Source organism: Leclercia tamurae, assembly GCF_025566055.1.
GTDB classification, from domain to species: domain Bacteria; phylum Pseudomonadota; class Gammaproteobacteria; order Enterobacterales; family Enterobacteriaceae; genus Enterobacter; species Enterobacter tamurae.
On the sequence record NZ_JAMHKS010000075.1, the window covers coordinates 138,359 to 157,309 of the forward strand.

19 protein-coding genes are annotated in these 18,951 nt (G+C 56.3%); 12 read left to right on the plus strand and 7 right to left on the minus strand.

From position 1 onward, the window contains the following. Positions 1-159: 159 nt before the first annotated feature. Entirely contained in the window at positions 160-2,439 is a 2,280-nt protein-coding gene (gene maeB / locus M8318_RS15235; protein ID WP_262663405.1) for an NADP-dependent oxaloacetate-decarboxylating malate dehydrogenase, read from the plus strand. Positions 2,440-2,518: 79 nt separating this feature from the next. Here maeB and hemF read toward each other — a convergent pair whose 3' ends face one another. Together hemF and amiA are read right to left on the minus strand one after the other, a co-directional pair. Continuing rightward, the gene (hemF, locus tag M8318_RS15240; protein WP_262663406.1) at positions 2,519-3,418 is read right to left on the minus strand and encodes an oxygen-dependent coproporphyrinogen oxidase; all 900 of its coding nucleotides are present in this window, start codon (positions 3,416-3,418) and stop codon (positions 2,519-2,521) included. Further along, positions 3,418-4,293: an N-acetylmuramoyl-L-alanine amidase AmiA gene (gene amiA, locus M8318_RS15245; RefSeq protein ID WP_262663407.1), complete on the minus strand. Its 876-nt coding sequence runs from the start codon at positions 4,291-4,293 to the stop codon at positions 3,418-3,420. The genes hemF and amiA overlap by 1 nt, the downstream gene beginning before the upstream one ends. Positions 4,294-4,506: 213 nt before the next feature. Between amiA and M8318_RS15250 the strand changes: the two genes are divergently transcribed. From M8318_RS15250 to pdxK, 10 genes are all read left to right on the plus strand, one after another. Then, complete coding sequence (locus M8318_RS15250) at positions 4,507-4,932, plus strand: GNAT family acetyltransferase (RefSeq protein ID WP_106994657.1); 426 nt, start codon at positions 4,507-4,509, stop codon at positions 4,930-4,932. After that, a complete protein-coding gene (locus M8318_RS15255) occupies positions 4,919-5,368 on the plus strand; it encodes a DUF2919 domain-containing protein (RefSeq protein WP_262663408.1) in 450 nt (149 codons plus the stop codon). The genes M8318_RS15250 and M8318_RS15255 overlap by 14 nt, the downstream gene beginning before the upstream one ends. Positions 5,369-5,430: 62 nt before the next feature. After that, the gene (locus tag M8318_RS15260; RefSeq protein ID WP_262663409.1) at positions 5,431-6,006 is read left to right on the plus strand and encodes an RpoE-regulated lipoprotein; all 576 of its coding nucleotides are present in this window, start codon (positions 5,431-5,433) and stop codon (positions 6,004-6,006) included. Between the two features lie 93 nt (positions 6,007-6,099). Then, positions 6,100-6,999, plus strand: coding sequence for a Dyp-type peroxidase (locus M8318_RS15265; protein ID WP_262663410.1), 900 nt, complete (start codon positions 6,100-6,102; stop codon positions 6,997-6,999). 152 nt (positions 7,000-7,151) lie between these two features. Then, complete coding sequence (locus M8318_RS15270; RefSeq protein ID WP_262663411.1) at positions 7,152-8,165, plus strand: sulfate ABC transporter substrate-binding protein; 1,014 nt, start codon at positions 7,152-7,154, stop codon at positions 8,163-8,165. Next, entirely contained in the window at positions 8,165-8,998 is an 834-nt protein-coding gene (gene cysT, locus M8318_RS15275; protein WP_262663412.1) for a sulfate/thiosulfate ABC transporter permease CysT, read from the plus strand. Before M8318_RS15270 ends, cysT begins: the two co-directional genes overlap by 1 nt. Then, entirely contained in the window at positions 8,998-9,873 is an 876-nt protein-coding gene (cysW, locus tag M8318_RS15280; protein WP_262663413.1) for a sulfate/thiosulfate ABC transporter permease CysW, read from the plus strand. Before cysT ends, cysW begins: the two co-directional genes overlap by 1 nt. Next, complete coding sequence (gene cysA / locus M8318_RS15285; RefSeq protein WP_262663414.1) at positions 9,863-10,957, plus strand: sulfate/thiosulfate ABC transporter ATP-binding protein CysA; 1,095 nt, start codon at positions 9,863-9,865, stop codon at positions 10,955-10,957. The genes cysW and cysA overlap by 11 nt, the downstream gene beginning before the upstream one ends. Before the next feature lie 113 nt (positions 10,958-11,070). Further along, a complete protein-coding gene (gene cysM, locus M8318_RS15290; RefSeq protein ID WP_106994666.1) occupies positions 11,071-11,982 on the plus strand; it encodes a cysteine synthase CysM in 912 nt (303 codons plus the stop codon). Between the two features lie 5 nt (positions 11,983-11,987). Beyond that, positions 11,988-12,824, plus strand: a complete 837-nt coding sequence (gene pdxK, locus M8318_RS15295; protein WP_262663415.1) for a pyridoxine/pyridoxal/pyridoxamine kinase — start codon at positions 11,988-11,990, stop codon at positions 12,822-12,824. Positions 12,825-12,872: 48 nt separating this feature from the next. Here the strand turns inward: pdxK and crr are convergent, their stop codons facing one another. The 5 genes from crr to cysZ all read right to left on the minus strand — a co-directional run bounded on the left by crr (position 12,873) and on the right by cysZ (position 17,717). Further along, a complete protein-coding gene (crr, locus tag M8318_RS15300; protein ID WP_032612978.1) occupies positions 12,873-13,376 on the minus strand; it encodes a PTS glucose transporter subunit IIA in 504 nt (167 codons plus the stop codon). Between the two features lie 43 nt (positions 13,377-13,419). Further along, positions 13,420-15,147, minus strand: coding sequence for a phosphoenolpyruvate-protein phosphotransferase PtsI (gene ptsI / locus M8318_RS15305; RefSeq protein WP_166183270.1), 1,728 nt, complete (start codon positions 15,145-15,147; stop codon positions 13,420-13,422). A 45-nt stretch (positions 15,148-15,192) separates the two neighbouring features. Continuing rightward, on the minus strand, positions 15,193-15,450 hold the full coding sequence (gene ptsH / locus M8318_RS15310; RefSeq protein WP_000487600.1) for a phosphocarrier protein Hpr: 258 nt from the start codon (positions 15,448-15,450) through the stop codon (positions 15,193-15,195). 379 nt (positions 15,451-15,829) lie between these two features. Further along, entirely contained in the window at positions 15,830-16,801 is a 972-nt protein-coding gene (cysK, locus tag M8318_RS15315) for a cysteine synthase A (RefSeq protein WP_106994669.1), read from the minus strand. A 154-nt stretch (positions 16,802-16,955) separates the two neighbouring features. After that, complete coding sequence (cysZ, locus tag M8318_RS15320) at positions 16,956-17,717, minus strand: sulfate transporter CysZ (RefSeq protein WP_166183269.1); 762 nt, start codon at positions 17,715-17,717, stop codon at positions 16,956-16,958. A gap of 230 nt (positions 17,718-17,947) precedes the next feature. On the opposite strand from cysZ, the gene zipA reads away from it, so the two are divergent. Further along, on the plus strand, positions 17,948-18,910 hold the full coding sequence (gene zipA / locus M8318_RS15325; RefSeq protein WP_262663416.1) for a cell division protein ZipA: 963 nt from the start codon (positions 17,948-17,950) through the stop codon (positions 18,908-18,910). Positions 18,911-18,951: the final 41 nt, after the last annotated feature.

An 18,951-nucleotide genomic window follows, 5' to 3' on the forward strand; every position in this document is an offset into this window, starting at 1 on the left:
TTGTTATAAATTGATAACAATTTTTGTTTTTTGATGGTGAGAGTTTGGCAGCCTTCAAAGTTTGAACGGCGGGCAGCAGCGATACTATCCGCCACCCAGGGTGAACTCCGACCATAACAACATCACCCATTTTGAACTCTACGTGAAAGGAACCTTACAATGGACGAGCAGTTAAGACAGAGTGCCCTCGATTTTCATGAATTCCCCGTTCCCGGTAAAATTCAGGTCTCCCCAACCAAACCCCTCGCGACCCAGCGTGACCTGGCATTAGCCTACTCGCCGGGCGTGGCCGCGCCCTGTCTCGAAATCGAAAAAGATCCGCTGGCGGCCTACAAATACACCGCCCGCGGCAATCTGGTGGCGGTGATTTCCAACGGCACCGCGGTGCTGGGGCTGGGCAATATCGGGGCGCTGGCCGGTAAACCGGTAATGGAAGGCAAGGGCGTGCTGTTCAAGAAATTCGCCGGTATCGACGTGTTTGATATTGAAGTGGATGAACTCGACCCGGACAAATTCATCAACGTGGTGGCGGCGCTGGAGCCGACCTTTGGCGGCATCAACCTCGAAGACATCAAAGCCCCGGAATGTTTCTACATTGAGCAGAAGCTGCGCGAGCGGATGAACATTCCGGTGTTCCACGACGATCAGCACGGGACAGCGATCATCAGCACCGCCGCTATCCTGAACGGCCTGCGGGTGGTGGAGAAGAACCTCTCTGACGTGCGCATGGTGGTCTCCGGCGCGGGCGCGGCAGCCATCGCCTGTATGAACCTGCTGGTGGCGCTGGGGATGCAGAAGCACAACATCGTGGTCTGCGACTCGAAAGGCGTTATTTATAAAGGCCGCGAGGCCAATATGGCCGAAACCAAAGCCGCCTACGCCGTGGAAGACGACGGCAAGCGCAGCCTGGCGGATGTGATGGACGGGGCGGATATCTTCCTCGGCTGTTCAGGCCCGAAAGTGCTGAACGAAGAGATGGTGATGAAGATGGCGCGCGCGCCGCTGATCCTCGCCCTGGCAAACCCGGAGCCGGAGATCCTGCCCCCGCTGGCGAAAGGGGTCCGCCCGGATGCCATCATCTGTACCGGCCGTTCTGATTACCCGAACCAGGTCAACAACGTCCTGTGCTTCCCGTTCATCTTCCGCGGGGCGCTGGACGTCGGCGCTACTGCCATTAACGAAGAGATGAAGCTGGCGGCGGTTCACGCCATTGCCGAGCTGGCCCATGCGGAGCAGAGTGAAGTGGTGGCCTCGGCCTATGGCGATCAGGATCTGAGCTTTGGCCCGGACTACATCATTCCAAAACCGTTCGACCCGCGTCTGATTGTCAAAATCGCCCCAGCAGTGGCGAAGGCGGCGATGGACTCCGGTGTGGCGACGCGCCCGATTCAGGATTTCGACGCCTACGTCGATAAGCTGACCGAGTTTGTCTACAAAACCAACCTGTTCATGAAGCCGATCTTCTCCCAGGCACGCACCGACGCCAAACGTGTGGTGATGGCCGAAGGGGAGGAGGCGCGCGTCCTGCACGCCACCCAGGAGTTAATCACCTTAGGCCTGGCGAAGCCGATCCTGATTGGTCGTCCGAGCGTGATCGAGATGCGTATCCAGAAGCTGGGGCTGCAGATCAAGCCGGGCGTGGACTTTGAGATCGTCAACAATGAATCCGATCCGCGCTTCAAGGAGTACTGGAGCGAGTATTACGCCATCATGAAGCGCCGGGGGATCACCCAGGAGCAGGCGCAGAAAGCCGTCATCAGCAACACCACGGTGATCGGGGCGATCATGGTCCACCGCGGCGAAGCCGACGCGCTGATCTGCGGCACCATTGGCGACTATCACGAGCACTTCAGCGTGGTGCAGGAGATCTTCGGCTATCGCGAAGGGGTGCACACCGCCGGGGCGATGAACGCGCTGCTGCTGCCAAGCGGTAACACCTTTATTGCCGATACCTATGTCAACGACGATCCGACCCCGGAACAACTGGCGGAGATCACGGTGATGGCGGCGGAAACGGTGCGTCGCTTCGGTATCGAGCCGAAAGTGGCCCTGCTGTCGCACTCCAACTTTGGCTCCTCCAAATCGGCGGCGGCCTGCAAGATGCGTCAGACCCTGGAGCTGGTGCGCGAGCGCGCGCCGGAGCTGATGATTGACGGGGAGATGCACGGCGATGCCGCGCTGGTGGAGAGCATCCGTAACGAGCGGATGCCAGATAGCACGCTGAAAGGCTCAGCCAACGTGCTGATCATGCCGAATGTCGAAGCGGCGCGTATCAGCTATAACCTGCTGCGCGTCTCCAGTTCGGAAGGGGTGACCGTCGGGCCGGTGCTGATGGGTGTGGCGAAACCGGTGCACGTGTTAACCCCGATTGCGTCCGTACGTCGGATTGTGAACATGGTGGCGCTGGCGGTGGTTGAGGCGCAGACCCAGCCTTTGTAGCCGCTTCATGTCGGGTGGCGCTTGCGCTAACCCGACCTACGGACCTGTAGGCCGGGCAAGCGAATGCGCCGCCCGGCAATCAAATCCAGTCCCGAACCTTAATAAACTCACTCAGGGCAGCCTCGCGGCTGCCTTCTTTCGGATCAAAGTTATACTCCCAGCGCACCAGCGGTGGCATCGACATCAGAATCGACTCCGTGCGCCCACCGGTTTGCAGGCCGAACAGCGTGCCGCGATCCCACACCAGATTGAACTCCACGTAGCGCCCCCGACGATAGAGCTGGAACTCGCGCTCGCGCACGCCGTAATCGTGGTTTTTCCGCCGCTCGACAATCGGCAGGTAGGCGTCGGTATAGCCGTTGCCCACCGCCTGCATAAAGCTGAAGGCGGTATCAAAATCCGGGGTATTCAGATCGTCAAAGAACAGGCCGCCAATTCCGCGCTGCTCGTCACGGTGCTTCAGGTAAAAATAGTCGTCGCACCACTTTTTGTATTTCGGGTAGATATCTTCACCAAAGGGCTGGCACAGATCGTGCGCGGTCTGATGCCAGTGGACAGCGTCTTCCTTAAAGCCGTAGAAGGGGGTTAAGTCGAAGCCGCCGCCAAACCACCACACCGGATCGGCACCCGGTTTTTCGGCGATAAAAAAGCGCACGTTGGCATGGCTGGTGGGCACGAAGGGGTTATGCGGATGCACCACCAGTGAGACGCCCATCGCTTCAAAGCTGCGGCCCGCCAGCTCCGGGCGGTGCGCGGTGGCCGAGGCAGGCATGGCATCGCCGTGCACGTGGGAGAAGTTCACCCCGGCCTGCTCGAACACGCCGCCGTTACGCAGCACGCGGCTGCGCCCGCCGCCGCCGGCTTCGCGCTGCCACTCATCCTGCTGAAATTCACCGCCATCGACGGCGCTCAGTTTCTGGCAAATTTCATCCTGCAACTGGAGCAGGAAGGTTTTGACCAGCTGTGCATTGGGTTTCATTAACGTTTCCTGGAGTGCGCTTTCTGGTTATCGAACCAGTTAAAGTAACTAATGATCCCGGAGGCGATGGCGTTGGCGATCTTCTGGCGAAACGCCGTGGTGCCCAGCAGTCGCTCTTCTTCCGGATTGGTGATGAAGGAGGTCTCTACCAGCACGGAGGGAATCGACGGGGATTTCAGCACCACAAACGCCGCCTGCTCGGTGCCTTTGCTGTGCAGACGGTGCACCGGCTTAATCTTCTTCAGAATATGCGAGCCGAGGGTGAGGCTGTTCTTGATGGTGTCGGTTTGCACCAGGTCAAACAGCACCTGCTGGAGCAGATGATCTTTGTCGGTGGTTTTCTTTCCGGCCACTTCATCCGCACGGTTTTCACGGTCGGAGAGGTATTTTGCCATGGCGCTACTGGCGCCACGATTGGAAAGGGCAAATACCGAAGCACCCGCCGCCGAGGGATTAGTAAAGCCGTCCGCGTGAATCGACATAAACAGATCCGCGCCGTGCTTGTGGGCGATCTCCACGCGGTCGTACAGCGGAATAAAGGTGTCGCCGGAGCGGGTCAGGCGGGCGTCAATGCCGTTGCTGCGTAAAATCGCCCGGACGTTTTTTGCAATCGCCAGCACAACATGTTTTTCTTTAGAGCCGTTACGGCCAATGGCGCCGGTATCGATGCCGCCGTGGCCCGGATCCAGTACCACCACGCGTTTTCCGCCGCTTTTTTTGGCTTTGGGTTTGCTGTGTCCGTTGCTGGTTTTAAGCGTGCTCTCGTCTTTTGCCTGAGCCTGCTTTGCGATGCCCGTTAACGTCAATGCCGCCAGCCCCGCTTTAAGAACCTGACGACGCGATGTGAGTGCTTTTAAGGGTTTGAATGTGCTCATGCGGCCTGAAGTGTAAAAAATGAGTGTCCTGGTGTTATATCGTATCGTCTTTTCCGTTACGACAGTCCGTGTGGTGAATTGTTTTACTTTTCATTTCAATACGTGACAAAGTGCCATTATGCCAAATTTCCTGACCTTTTTCGCTGGATATTGGCGAAAGAGGGCGTTCGCGTCATAATCACTGTTTTTGAACCCAAAAAGGCGGTTAATACCATGGAGATACGCGTTTTTCGCCAGGCAGATTTCGAAGAGGTGATCACCCTTTGGGAGCGCTGCGATCTACTGCGACCCTGGAACGATCCGGAGATGGACATCGAGCGTAAGCTCAATCATGACGTCAGTCTGTTTCTGGTCGCGGAAGTGAATGGCGAAGTAGTGGGGACGGTGATGGGCGGTTACGACGGACATCGCGGCTCGGCCTACTACTTGGGCGTTCACCCGGAGTTTCGTGGGCGTGGCATTGCCAACGCGCTGCTCAATCGTCTGGAGAAGAAACTGATCGCCCGCGGCTGCCCCAAAATTCAGATTATGGTGCGTGAAGATAATGACATGGTGCTGGGCATGTATGAGCGCCTCAACTATGAACATGCCGACGTGCTGACGCTGGGCAAACGCCTGATAGAAGATGAAGAGTATTGATTTTCACCCTGGCGACTATGACAGCCACGGTCGGGTTCGCCTGCCGTTTCTGTTCTGGTGCGTGCTGCTGCTCCAGGCGCGCACCTGGGTGTTGTTCGTGCTGGCCGGTGCCTCTCGCGATCAGGGCAATACGTTGCTGAACCTGTTTTATCCCGATCAAGATAACTTCTGGCTCGGACTGCTGCCGGGGATCCCGGCGGTGCTGGCCTTTTTACTCAGCGGGCGGCGTCATCTGATGCCGCGTATCTGGCGCGCGCTGCGCTGGCTGTTAATCCTCGCCCAGGTGGTGCTGCTGGGCTGGCAACCTCTGCTGTGGCTGAAGGGTGAAGCGCTGAGCGGCATCGGCATTGCCCTGCTGGTGGCCGATATCGTGGCGCTGCTGTGGCTGGTGACCCATCCCCGTTTACGCGCCTGTTTTACGCCCGAGAAAGATTAAACGGCACTTTTTAGCGATGCTGCACTCCAACAAGCGTTAAATTAACCAGAAAGGAACTCCCGATGAAATCGCTGCGTTTACTGTTATGCGCGCTCCCCGTTGTCCTGACGGGCTGTTCAACGCTCTCTGCCGTGAACTGGTCTGCGGCTTATCCCTGGAACTGGTTCGGCTCCTCCACCGAAGTGACCGAACAGGGCGTGGGCAATATCACTGCCGCCACGGCGCTGGAACAGAGCGCTATCGAATCGGCGTTAGGCGGTGATTACCGTCTGCGCAGCGGCATGAGAACGCAAAACGGCACCATCGTGCACTACTTCGAAGCGCTGAAAGATGACCAGCTGGCGCTGGTGATTAACGGTGATAAATCCACTGTCGGGCGCATTGAGGTGCTGGACAGCGAAATCGAAACCGACACTGGGGTGAAAATCGGTACCCCGTTCAGCGACCTGTATCAGAAAGCCTACGGCAACTGCATAAGCGTGCCGGGTGACGACAGCGTGACGGTAGAGTGTAAAGCTGACGGCAGCCAGCATATCAGCTACCAGTTCAGCGGAACCTGGAACGGCCCGGACGGGTTAATGCCTTCTGATGACAAGCTGAAGAGCTGGAAAATCAGCAAAATTATCTGGCAGCAGTAAATTGCGCCTGGACAAGCCGCCTCGCTGAAAAAGCGGGTATAATCGCCGCCATCTATGCCACGACCTCGTGGCATCTTTTTTTCAGGAGGAGCGATGTCTCAGGTTCAGAGTGGCATTTTGCCAGAACATTGCCGCGCGGCGATTTGGATCGAAGCCAATGTCAAAGGGGATATCGATGCCCTGCGTGCGGCCAGCAAAATTTTCGTTGATAAACTGGCCACCTTCCAGGCTAAATTCCCGGATGCCCACTGCGGCGCGGTGGTGGCGTTCGGCCACAACGTCTGGCGTCAGCTGAGCGGCGGGGAAGGGGCCGAAGAGCTGAAAGACTTTGTCCCTTACGGCAAAGGTCTGGCTCCGGCCACCCAGTACGACGTGCTGATCCATATTCTCTCCCTGCGTCACGACCTGAACTTCTCCATTGCCCAGGCCGCGATGGTCGCATTTGGCGACTGCGTTGAGGTAAAAGAAGAGATCCACGGTTTCCGCTGGGTAGAAGATCGCGATCTGAGCGGCTTCGTTGACGGCACTGAAAACCCGGCAGGGGATGAGACCCGTCGTGAAGTGGCGGTGATCCAGGACGGCGTGGACGCGGGCGGCAGCTACGTGTTCGTCCAGCGCTGGGAGCACAATCTCAAGCAGCTTAACCGCATGAGCGTGCCGGATCAGGAGATGATGATTGGCCGCACCAAAGAAGCCAATGAAGAGATTGACGGCGACGACCGCCCGGCAACCTCACACCTGAGCCGCGTGGATCTGAAAGAGGACGGCAAAGGGCTGAAGATTGTGCGCCAGAGCCTGCCGTACGGCACCGCCAGCGGGACGCACGGTCTCTACTTCTGCGCCTACTGCGCGCGTCTGTATAACATCGAACAGCAGCTGCTGAGCATGTTTGGCGATACCGACGGCAAGCGTGACGCCATGCTGCGCTTCACGAAGCCGGTGACCGGCGGTTACTACTTCGCGCCGTCGGTTGAGCGTCTCCTGGCGCTGTAATTGCCAGAGGGTTAGGGTGGGGGCATCAGGCCGCACCCTTATTCCCTTTTCTGCTTGCAAATCACCAAACGGTATATAAAACCGTTACTCCTTTAGTACTCGTTATAAATATGATGACCCTAAGAAAAACATCACATCTATAAGGGTGCGCAATGGCCGTTACTGTACTGAAAAAAGGAACTCTGGCGCTGGCAGGTTTGCTGCTGGTGGCGCAGGCGCAGGCAACGGAGCTGCTTAACAGCTCGTATGACGTCTCTCGTGAGCTGTTTGCCGCCCTGAACCCACCGTTTGAACAGCAGTGGGCGAAAGACAACAACGGCGACAAGCTGACCATCAAGCAATCGCATGCGGGTTCCTCAAAGCAGGCACTGGCGATTTTGCAGGGGCTGAAAGCGGATGTGGTGACCTACAACCAGATTACTGACGTGCAGATCCTGCACGACAAAGGCAAGCTGATCCCGGCCGACTGGCAGAGCCGTCTGCCGAACAACAGCTCGCCTTTCTACTCCACCATGGGTTTCCTGGTGCGTAAGGGCAACCCGAAGAACATTCACGACTGGAACGACCTCGTGCGTTCTGACGTAAAGCTGATTTTCCCGAACCCGAAAACCTCCGGCAACGCCCGCTATACCTATCTGGCTGCCTGGGGTGCCGCGGACAAAGCTGATGGCGGCGATAAAGCCAAAACCGAGCAGTTCATGACCCAGTTCCTGAAAAACGTCGAAGTGTTTGATACTGGCGGCCGCGGTGCGACCACCACCTTCGCAGAACGCGGTCTGGGCGATGTGCTGATCAGCTTTGAGTCGGAAGTGAACAACATCCGCAAACAGTACGAAGCTCAGGGCTTCGAAGTGGTGATCCCGAAAACCAACGTGCTGGCTGAGTTCCCGGTAGCGTGGGTGGATAAAAACGTCGCGGCTAACGGCACAGAGAAAGCGGCGAAAGCCTATCTCAACTATCTCTACAGCCCGCAGGCGCAGACCGTGATCACCGATTACTACTATCGTGTGAACAACCCGGACGTGATGAACAAACTGAAGGACAAATTCCCGCAGACCGACCTGTTCCGCGTGGAAGACCATTTTGGCGCCTGGCCTGAGGTGATGAAAACGCATTTCGTCAGCGGCGGTGAGTTAGACAAACTGTTGGCGGCGGGGCGTAAGTAATGTTTGCAGTCTCTACCAGACGTGTGCTGCCGGGCTTTACCTTAAGCCTCGGGACCAGCCTGCTGTTCGTCTGTCTGATTTTGTTATTACCGCTCAGTGCGCTGGTGGTCCAGCTCTCCGAGATGAGCTGGTCCCAGTACTGGGAAGTGATCAGCAACCCGCAGGTGGTGGCGGCCTATAAGGTGACGCTGATGTCGGCGTTTGTGGCCTCGATTTTCAACGGTGTGTTCGGCCTGCTGATGGCGTGGATTTTAACCCGCTACCGCTTCCCGGGTCGCACGCTGCTGGATGCGCTAATGGATCTGCCGTTTGCGCTGCCCACCGCGGTGGCCGGTTTAACCCTCGCCTCGCTGTTCTCGGTGAACGGCTTTTACGGTGAGTGGCTGGCGAAGTTTGATATCAAGGTGACCTATACCTGGCTCGGCATTGCGGTAGCGATGGCCTTTACCAGTATTCCGTTTGTGGTGCGAACCGTGCAGCCGGTGCTGGAGGAGTTAGGTCCGGAATATGAAGAAGCGGCTGAAACCCTGGGCGCGACGCGCTGGCAGAGCTTCCGCAAAGTGGTCATGCCGGAGCTCTCTCCGGCCCTGGTGGCCGGTGTCGCACTGTCGTTCACCCGCAGCCTCGGCGAGTTCGGTGCGGTGATCTTTATCGCCGGTAACATCGCGTGGAAAACTGAAGTCACCTCGCTGATGATTTTTGTTCGTTTGCAGGAGTTTGATTACCCGGCGGCGAGTGCCATCGCCTCGGTGATCCTCGCGGCCTCGCTGCTGCTGCTGTTCTCGATTAACACTCTGCAAAGTCGCTTTGGTCGACGCGTGGTAGGTCACTGATGGCGGAAATCACTCAATTGAAACGCTACGACGCGCCCCGTATTAACTGGGGGAAATGGCTGCTGATTGGTACCGGCGTGCTGGTATCGGCCTTCATTCTGGTCGTGCCAACGGTGTATATCTTTGTCCAGGCGTTCAGCAAAGGCATCATGCCCGCGCTGCAAAACCTGGCCGACCCGGACATGCTGCACGCCATCTGGCTGACGGTAATGATTGCCTTGATTACCGTGCCGGTGAACCTGGTGTTTGGCATCCTGCTGGCCTGGCTGGTAACGCGCTTTGACTTCCCGGGCCGCCAGCTGCTGCTGACCCTGCTGGACATTCCGTTTGCGGTCTCACCGGTGGTGGCCGGTCTGGTCTATCTGCTGTTCTACGGCTCCAACGGCCCGCTGGGCGGCTGGCTGGATGAACATAACTTACAGATTATGTTCGCCTGGCCGGGCATGGTGCTGGTGACGGTCTTTGTAACCTGTCCGTTTGTGGTGCGCGAGCTGGTGCCGGTAATGTTGAGTCAGGGCAGCCATGAGGACGAAGCGGCGGTCCTGCTGGGCGCATCCGGCTGGCAGATGTTCCGTCGCGTGACGCTGCCAAACATCCGCTGGGCGCTGCTGTATGGCGTGGTGCTGACCAACGCCCGCGCCATTGGCGAGTTCGGTGCGGTGTCGGTAGTGTCCGGCTCGATCCGTGGCGAAACCCTGTCGCTGCCGTTACAAATTGAATTGCTGCAGCAGGACTACAACACCGTCGGCTCCTTTACCGCCGCAGCCCTGCTGACGCTGATGGCTATTTTGACCCTGTTTTTAAAGAGTATGGTGCAGTGGCGTTTAGAGAATCAGGCAAAACGCCAGCATCAGGAGGGAAATCATGAGCATTGAGATTGCCAATATTAAGAAGTCCTTTGGTCGCACCCAGGTGCTGAACGATATCTCGCTGGATATCCCTTCCGGACAAATGGTGGCGTTGTTGGGGCCGTCTGGCTCCGGTAAAACCACGCTGCTGCGTATTATCGCCGGTCTGGAGCACCAGACCAGCGGGCACATCCGCTTCCACGGCACCGACGTCAGCCGCCTGCATGCGCGCGATCGTAAGGTGGGCTTTGTGTTCCAGCATTACGCCCTGTTCCGGCATATGACGGTGTTCGACAACATCGCCTTCGGCCTGACGGTACTGCCGCGTCGCGAGCGTCCCAATGCCGCCACTATCAAGGCGAAAGTGACCAAACTGCTGGAGATGGTGCAACTGGCGCATCTGGCGGACCGTTATCCGGCCCAGCTTTCCGGCGGGCAGAAACAGCGCGTGGCGCTGGCTCGCGCCCTTGCGGTTGAGCCGCAGATCCTGCTGCTGGATGAACCTTTCGGCGCGCTGGATGCTCAGGTGCGTAAAGAGCTGCGTCGCTGGCTGCGTCAGCTGCATGAAGAGCTGAAATTCACCAGCGTCTTTGTGACCCACGATCAGGAAGAGGCGATGGAAGTGGCCGACCGGGTGGTGGTGATGAGCCAGGGGAATATCGAGCAGGTCGATGAGCCAGAACAGCTCTGGCGTGAACCGGCCACCCGCTTTGTACTCGAATTTATGGGCGAAGTGAACCGCCTGCACGGCACTGTTCGCGGCGGTCAGTTCCACGTCGGTGCCCATCGCTGGCCGCTGGGTTACACCCCTGGCTATCAGGGCCCGGTGGATCTGTTCCTGCGCCCGTGGGAAGTTGACGTCAGCCGTCGCACCAGCCTCGATTCGCCGCTGCCGGTGCAGGTGCTGGAGGCCAGTCCGAAAGGTCACTACACCCAGTTAGTGGTACAGCCGCTGGGCTGGTATGAGGAACCGCTGACGGTGGTGATGCGCGACGAGGAGCCGCCATACCGCGGTGAACGGCTGTTTGTCGGCCTGCAACATGCGCGCATTTATCACGATAAGGATCGCATCGAGACGCGGGGAGATCTTGCTCTGGCGGAATCTGCCTGATAGGTTAACGCCACGTAGTTTTGCCGGGTGGCGCTGCGCTTACCCGGCCTACAATATGATCCCTGTAGGCCCGGTAAGCGAAGCGCCACCGGGCTTTTTATTGGACAGCGATCATGAATACACTCGAACAAACCATCGGCAACACCCCTCTGATCAAACTGCAGCGCATGGGGCCGGACAACGGCAGCGAAATCTGGATCAAACTGGAAGGCAATAACCCGGCGGGGTCGGTCAAAGACCGTGCGGCGCTGTCGATGATTGTCGAGGCGGAAAAGCGCGGTGAAATTAAACCCGGCGATGTGCTGATCGAGGCCACCAGCGGGAATACCGGCATCGCACTGGCGATGATTGCCGCCCTTAAAGGCTATCGCATGAAGCTGCTGATGCCGGACAACATGAGCCAGGAGCGGCGTGCTGCGATGCTGGCCTATGGCGCCGAGCTTATTCTGGTCAGCAAAGAGCAGGGGATGGAAGGGGCCCGCGATCTGGCGCTGGAGATGGCGAACCGGGGCGAAGGCAAGCTGCTGGATCAGTTCAACAACCCTGATAACCCTTACGCACACTACACGACGACCGGCCCGGAGATCTGGCAGCAGACCGCAGGCCGCATCACCCATTTCGTCTCCAGTATGGGCACCACCGGCACCATCACGGGAGTATCCCGTTTTCTGCGCGAGCAGGAAAAGGCGGTCACCATAGTCGGCCTGCAGCCTGAAGAGGGCAGCAGCATTCCGGGCATTCGCCGTTGGCCTGCGGAGTACATGCCGGGCATTTTTAATGCCTCGCTGGTGGACCAGGTGCTGGATATTCATCAGCGCGAGGCGGAAAATACCATGCGTGAACTGGCCGTGCGCGAAGGGGTCTTCTGCGGCGTCAGTTCTGGCGGCGCGGTAGCCGGCGCCCTGCGGGTAGCAGCGGCAACGCCGGGGGCAGTGGTGGTGGCGATCATCTGCGATCGCGGCGATCGCTATCTGTCTACCGGCGTGTTCGGTGAGGAGAGCTATGCGCAGGGCGCAGGGATCTAAAGGCTATGGAAATGATTTTATTCCGGGATAAAACCCGGGCGCAGCAGACCGACATTGTGGCGGTGCAGTCCCAGGTGGTGTACGGCAGCGTGGGTAACAGCATTGCGGTGCCCAATATTCGTCAGCATCACCTCAACGTGACGGCGATCCCGACGGTGCTGTTCAGCAATACCCCGCATTACGACACCTTTTACGGCGGGGTGATCCCCGATGAGTGGTTCAGCGGCTACCTGAAAGCGCTGGGCGAGCGCGACGTGCTACGCGAACTGAAGGCGGTCACCACCGGCTATATGGGCAGCGCCAGCCAGATTGCCCTGCTGGCGGAGTGGCTGCGCGCGGTGAAGGCGCAGCATCCCGATGTGCTGATCCTGGTGGACCCGGTGATTGGTGACACCGACAGCGGCACCTACGTCAAACCGGAGATCCCGGAAGCCTACCGTCAGCACCTGCTGCCGCTGGCGCAGGGAATTACCCCGAACGTCTACGAGCTGGAAGTCCTTAGCGGCAAATCGTGCCGGGACAACGCCAGCGCCATTGCCGCTGCCAGAGGGCTGCTATCCGATATACTGCAGTGGGTGGCGATCACCAGTGCGCCGGTTGCCGGTGATGCTGACAGCATCCACGTAGTTTTAGTCTCCCACGATAACGTGACGGTCAGCGCTCACCCACGCATCAACGCCGATCTGAAGGGCACCGGGGATCTGTTCTGTTCTGAACTGGTCAGCGCGCTGGTGCAGTACGAGAGCGTGGCTGCGGCGATAAGCCGGGCAGGGGACAGGGTGACGCAGGTGATGCAGCACACCCAGGAGAAGGGGTACGACGAGCTGGTTCTCCCGGCCTGACAAACAAAAATGGCGCCCGAAGGCGCCATTTTTCTGTGCGGCAAGAAGTTACTTCTTGATGCGGATAACCGGGGTTTCACCCACGGTAACGCTGCCGGACAGTTTGATCAGTTCTTTGATTTCGTCCATGTTGGAGATAACAACCGGAGTCAGGGTAGACTTGGCTTTCTCTTCCAGCAGTGGCAGATCGAATTCAATAACCGGGTCGCCAACTTTAACGCGCTGGCCTTCTTCAGCGATACGCTTGAAGCCTTCGCCTTTCAGCTCGACGGTGTCGATACCGAAGTGAACGAACAGCTCAATACCGCTATCAGATTCGATAGAAAATGCGTGGTTGGTTTCAAAAATCTTACCGATGGTACCATCAACCGGCGCAACCATTTTGTTACCGGTCGGTTTGATAGCAATGCCATCACCAACAATTTTCTCTGCAAACACGACATCCGGCACGTCTTCGATGTTGACGATTTCACCAGACAGCGGAGCAACAATCTCAATAGTTCCGGTGTCGCTGTTGCCTTTGTCACCGAACAGTTTACTAAATAACCCCATTAGCCATCTCTCCTAAGCAGTAAATTGGGCCGCATCTCGTGGATTAGCAGATTGTTTTTTCTTCAATGAACTTGTTAACCAGCGTCATTAACTCGTCCGTTGTCGGTTGAGCAAGAGCCTGCTCTGCTAATACCTTCGCATCTTCGAAGTTCGTGTTACGGATGATCTTCTTAATGCGCGGGATGGAAATGGCGCTCATAGAGAACTCGTCCAGACCCATACCCAGCAACAGAAGTGTAGCACGTTCATCGCCTGCAAGCTCACCACACATACCAGTCCATTTGCCTTCGGCATGAGAAGCATCAATAACTTGCTTGATAAGCGTCAGCACGGACGGTGACATTGGCTGGTAAAGATGTGAAATCATATCATTACCACGGTCAACTGCCAGGGTGTACTGGGTTAAATCGTTGGTACCAATACTAAAGAAATCGACTTCTTTCGCTAAATGACGGGCAATCGTTGCTGCGGCTGGGGTTTCCACCATCACGCCGACTTCAATAGATTCGTCGAACGCTTTACCTTCGTCGCGCAGTTCCTGTTTGTAGATTTCGATCTCTTTCTTCAGTGCACGCACTTCTTCAACAGAGATGATCATCGGGAACATGATGCGCAGTTTACCGAAAGCGGAAGCACGAAGGATGGCACGAACCTGGTCGCGCAGGATCTCTTTACGATCCATGGCGATACGTACCGCACGCCAGCCCAGGAACGGGTTCTCTTCTTTCGGGAAGTTCATGTACGGCAGCTCTTTGTCGCCACCGATGTCCATGGTACGGACGATAACCGCCTGTGAGCCACACGCTTCAGCTACCGCTTTGTAAGCAGCAAACTGCTCTTCTTCGGTTGGCAGGGCGTCACGGTCCATGAACAGGAATTCAGTACGGTACAGGCCTACACCTTCCGCGCCGTTGCGCTCAGCGCCATCAACGTCACGCACGGTACCGATGTTGGCACAGACTTCAACCTGATGACCGTCCAGCGTGATCGCCGGCAGATCTTTCAGTTTTGCCAGTTCGGCTTTCTCGGTGGCAACCTGTTCCTGAACAGCACGCAGCTCTTCGATTTGCTCGTTGGTTGGGTTGACGTAAACCAGATTGTTTACGGCATCCAGAATCAGATAGTCGTCGTTTTTAACCTGCGCGGTCACGCTACCGGTACCCACGATGGCTGGCAGTTCCAGAGAACGCGCCATGATAGAGGTGTGCGAGGTACGGCCGCCGGCGTCAGTAATGAAACCCAGCACCTTGTTCAGGTTCAGCTGTGCGGTTTCTGACGGGGTCAGGTCAGCAGCAACCAGGATCACTTCGTCCTGAATCGCGCTCAAATCGATGATGGCCAGGCCGAGGATGTTGCGCAGCAGGCGCTTACCGATATCACGCACGTCAGCCGCACGCTCTTTCAGGTATTCATCGTCCAGCTCTTCGAGAGCAGTCGCCTGACCTTCGATAATTTCATGCGCAGCGGCATCCGCTGTCATGTTCTTATCTTTAATCAGGGCTATGATTTCCTGCTCCAGCTCCTCATCTTCGAGCAACATGATGTGGCCTTCGAAGATGGCTTCTTTTTCTTCACCGAAAGTTTCGCCAGCTTTAGTCTTGATCGCTTCCAGTTGCGCAGATGCCTTTGCACGACCACTCAGAAAACGTTCAACTTCCTGACTAACCTTGTCGGCAGAAATTTTTTTCCGGTCGATGACGATCTCGTCTTCCTTCAGCAGCAGTGCTTTGCCGAAAGCGATACCCGGGGATGCTAAAATGCCTGAAATCATAACCCTACCTTACTTGTGACTGATTTTTACAAAGAACCCGGAAACTTACTCGAGCTCAGCCATCAGTTTTACCAGATGCTCAACTGCTTTCTGCTCGTCTTCGCCTTCTGCGGAGATGGTCACCACGGTGCCCTGAGTCAGACCCAGAGTCTGCAGTTTGAACAGGCTTTTTGCGCTGGCGCTTTTGCCGTTGGAAGTCACAGTGATCTCAGAAGTGAAGCCTTTCGCTTCTTTAACAAACTGAGCAGCAGGGCGGGTATGCAGACCGTTCGGAGCGGTAATGGTAACTTCTTGCTGGAACATTGTATTTCCCCAACTTATTGGTTTAGTGTTGTGGAACTAAAGTCTAGCCTGGCGGCATGACTTTAGCCTGTATTGTTAGCACCGGCTTAACGGCACGAGGCACAGATGTGTCAAACGTATTCCGGTACTGGCATGTCAGGCTGCTGACGTCTCGTTCGACATTAAACATTATGCCGCGAAAGCAAGACTTGAACCAAATCATAAAATCGATTCAGCAGCGGGAATTCATGTATCGATTAATTTCGAGCTTCAAAATAATTGTCAGCTTAAATACCAGAGCTAACAGGGTGAAGCAATGCCAGACGAGATAAAACTTTGAAGCAGGCCACAAAAAAGCACCCGAATGGGTGCTTTTTTACGCGATATTTACATTCTGGCACTACTGTTGCAATTCTTTCTCTGTGAAGAGATCGGCAAACAGTGCAGTACTTAAATAACGCTCACCCGAGGAAGGAAGAATAACCACGATATTCTTATTGGTAAAGGTTTCATCTTCGAGTAATTGCAGCGCAGCAGCGACGGCAGCACCGGACGAGATCCCGGCCAGAATACCTTCTTCTTCCATCAGACGACGGGCGGTAGAGATGGCTTCATCGTTAGTGATAGCCACAACTTTATCAATCAGTTTCAGATCCAGGTTACCCGGAATAAAGCCTGCGCCAATACCCTGAATTTTATGCGGGCCTGGTTTCAGCTCTTCACCGGCCAGCGCCTGAGCAATTACCGGGGAGTCGGTTGGCTCAACGGCAACGGTAATCAGATCTTTTTTACCTTTTGTGCCTTTAATATAGCGAGACACACCGGTCAGCGTACCGCCAGTACCCACGCCGGAAATAAAGACATCCACCTGACCGTCGGTATCTTCCCAGATTTCCGGGCCGGTGGTCTTCTCGTGAATCTCCGGGTTAGCCGGGTTGCTGAACTGCTGAAGCAGGAGATATTTTGCCGGATCGCTGGCAACAATCTCTTCTGCTTTCTGAATCGCACCCTTCATCCCTTTTGCGCCTTCGGTCAGGACCAGATTCGCGCCCAAGGCCTTCAGCAGCTTGCGACGTTCAATACTCATGGTTTCCGGCATGGTCAGGGTCAGTTTGTAACCGCGCGCGGCGGCAACGTAAGCCAGAGCAATACCGGTGTTACCGCTGGTTGGCTCAACCAGCTCAACGCCAGGTTTCAACACGCCACGCTTCTCCGCATCCCAAATCATATTGGCACCGATACGGCATTTTACGCTGAAGCTTGGGTTACGAGATTCTACCTTCGCCAGGATGCGTCCATTACCGATACGGTTCAGTCGAACCAGGGGCGTGTGACCGATAGTCAGCGAGTTGTCTTCAAAAATCTTACTCATGGCCTGTCCTTAACTGTTTGAAATTGGGATACCGTGCCAGCATACCTGTTGCATCAGTATGGGGAAGTAAGGAAATCGCATATCTATATGCTGATGGGAAATAATGCTATCCAGTATGGAATAAGGGATGGCATAAGCCATCCCTTTATTTAACTTATTTCCACAACGCGTGTTTATCACGGTAACAGTCGACCCACATCGCCGTCGCGCCGCACACCGCAACCGGCATGATGAACAGATTCAGGAACGGAACCATGGTGAAGAGGCTGGTCAGCGCGCCAAACTGCATATTGGTCATCTTGCGGGCACGCAGGGCAGTGCGCATCTCTTTAAACGGGACTTTGTGGTTATCGAATGGGTAGTCGCAATACTGGATCGCCAGCATCCACGCGCTGAACAGGAACCATAACACCGGGGCCACCGTCTGCCCGATACCCGGAATAAAGTAGAGGATCAGCAGCACGATGGCGCGGGGCAGGTACCACGCGAACTTTTGCCATTCGCGTTTCATAATACGCGGCAGATCTTTCATGATGCCCAGCACCCCGGTATCTGGCGGTGTCGCACCCGTTAGCCGGGCTTCAAGTTGTTCGGCGAGCAGGCCATTAAAGGGGGCGGCAATCCAGTTGGCTATCGTGGAAAAGAGATACCCAAAGACCAGCAGGATGGAAATCACCACCAGCGGCCACAGCAGATAGCTGAGCCACTGCAGCCAGTCGGGCACATGACTCATAATGGCCGGGATCCAGCTGTCCAGGCGAGTAAACAGCCACCAGAAGGCCCCTCCCATCAGCAGAATGTTAATCAGCAGAGGGAGGATCACAAAGCGCCGGATACCCGGGAGCGAAACCAGTTTCCAGCCCTGAGAAAAGTACCAGACGCCGCTGCGGGGAGGGGAAGATGTTGATGAAACCATAACCAGGTTGAGCTCCTTTTATCACAACCAGTGAAATTGCCTGCCTATATTAGCCAGTTGCGGCGCATTCACCAGTTCGGAAATGTTCGAAAAAACAGCAAAAAGCACGATTTAGTTCATCTTTATGCTGTGAATGCTCCCCATACACTTGCACTTGACGTAATCGGCAAATACTCTTAGTGAGTAAATGTTTGCCGTGGTGGCAAGGTGTTAGAACAACAGAGAATATAATGATGCAGGATTTGCGTCTGATATTAATCATTGTTGGCGCGATCGCCATAATCGCTTTACTGGTCCATGGGTTCTGGACCAGCCGTAAAGAGCGCTCTTCTATGTTTCGCGATCGCCCACTGAAGCGCATGAAGTCTACTCGTGACGACGATAACGATGACGATATCGAAGACACGGAAGACGAGGGTGTGGGTGAAGTACGTGTTCATCGGGCCAATACTGCGCCCGGCGCAGGCCATGGGGAGCAAGAAGCGCCTCGTCAGCCTCCGCAGCATCAGTACCAGCCGCCTTACGCATCTGCTCAGCCGCGTCCCGCTGCGCCGCCGCAGCCTGTGGTCGAGCCGGGACACCAGCCGCAACCGCAGCAGCATGAGCCTGTGCGTCAGCAACCGGCGCCACAACCCCAGTATGTTGCTCAGCCTGAACCGCAGCCGGTCGTGCAGCAGCAGGCTCCTCAGCCTGTCGCACCAGCGCCGCAAGCGCCTGTTGTTGAGCCAGAGCCGGTAGTTGAAGCCGCCCCAGTGGTTGAAAAACCGCAGCGCAAAGAGACGGTGATCGTCATGAGCGTAGCGGCCCATCATGGCACAACCATTAATGGCGAAGTGCTGCTCAACAGCATTCACCAGGCGGGCTTTAAATTTGGCGATATGAATATCTTCCATCGCCACCTGAGCCCGGACGGGAGCGGTCCTTCCCTGTTCAGCCTGGCGAACATGGTTAACCCGGGCACCTTTGATCCGGAAATGACCGGTGATTTTACCACCCCGGGCATTACCATCTTTATGCAGGTGCCGTCTTACGGCGATGAACTGCAAAACTTTAAGCTGATGCTGCAGTCTGCCCAGCATATCGCGGACGAAGTCGGCGGTATGGTGCTCGACGATCAGCGTCGAATGATGACGCCGCAGAAACTGCGCGAGTATCAGGACCGCATCCGCGAAGTAAAAGAAGCTAACGCGTAAGTTTCCGCGTTTGTTTCACACCACCTCAACCCCCGCATGTC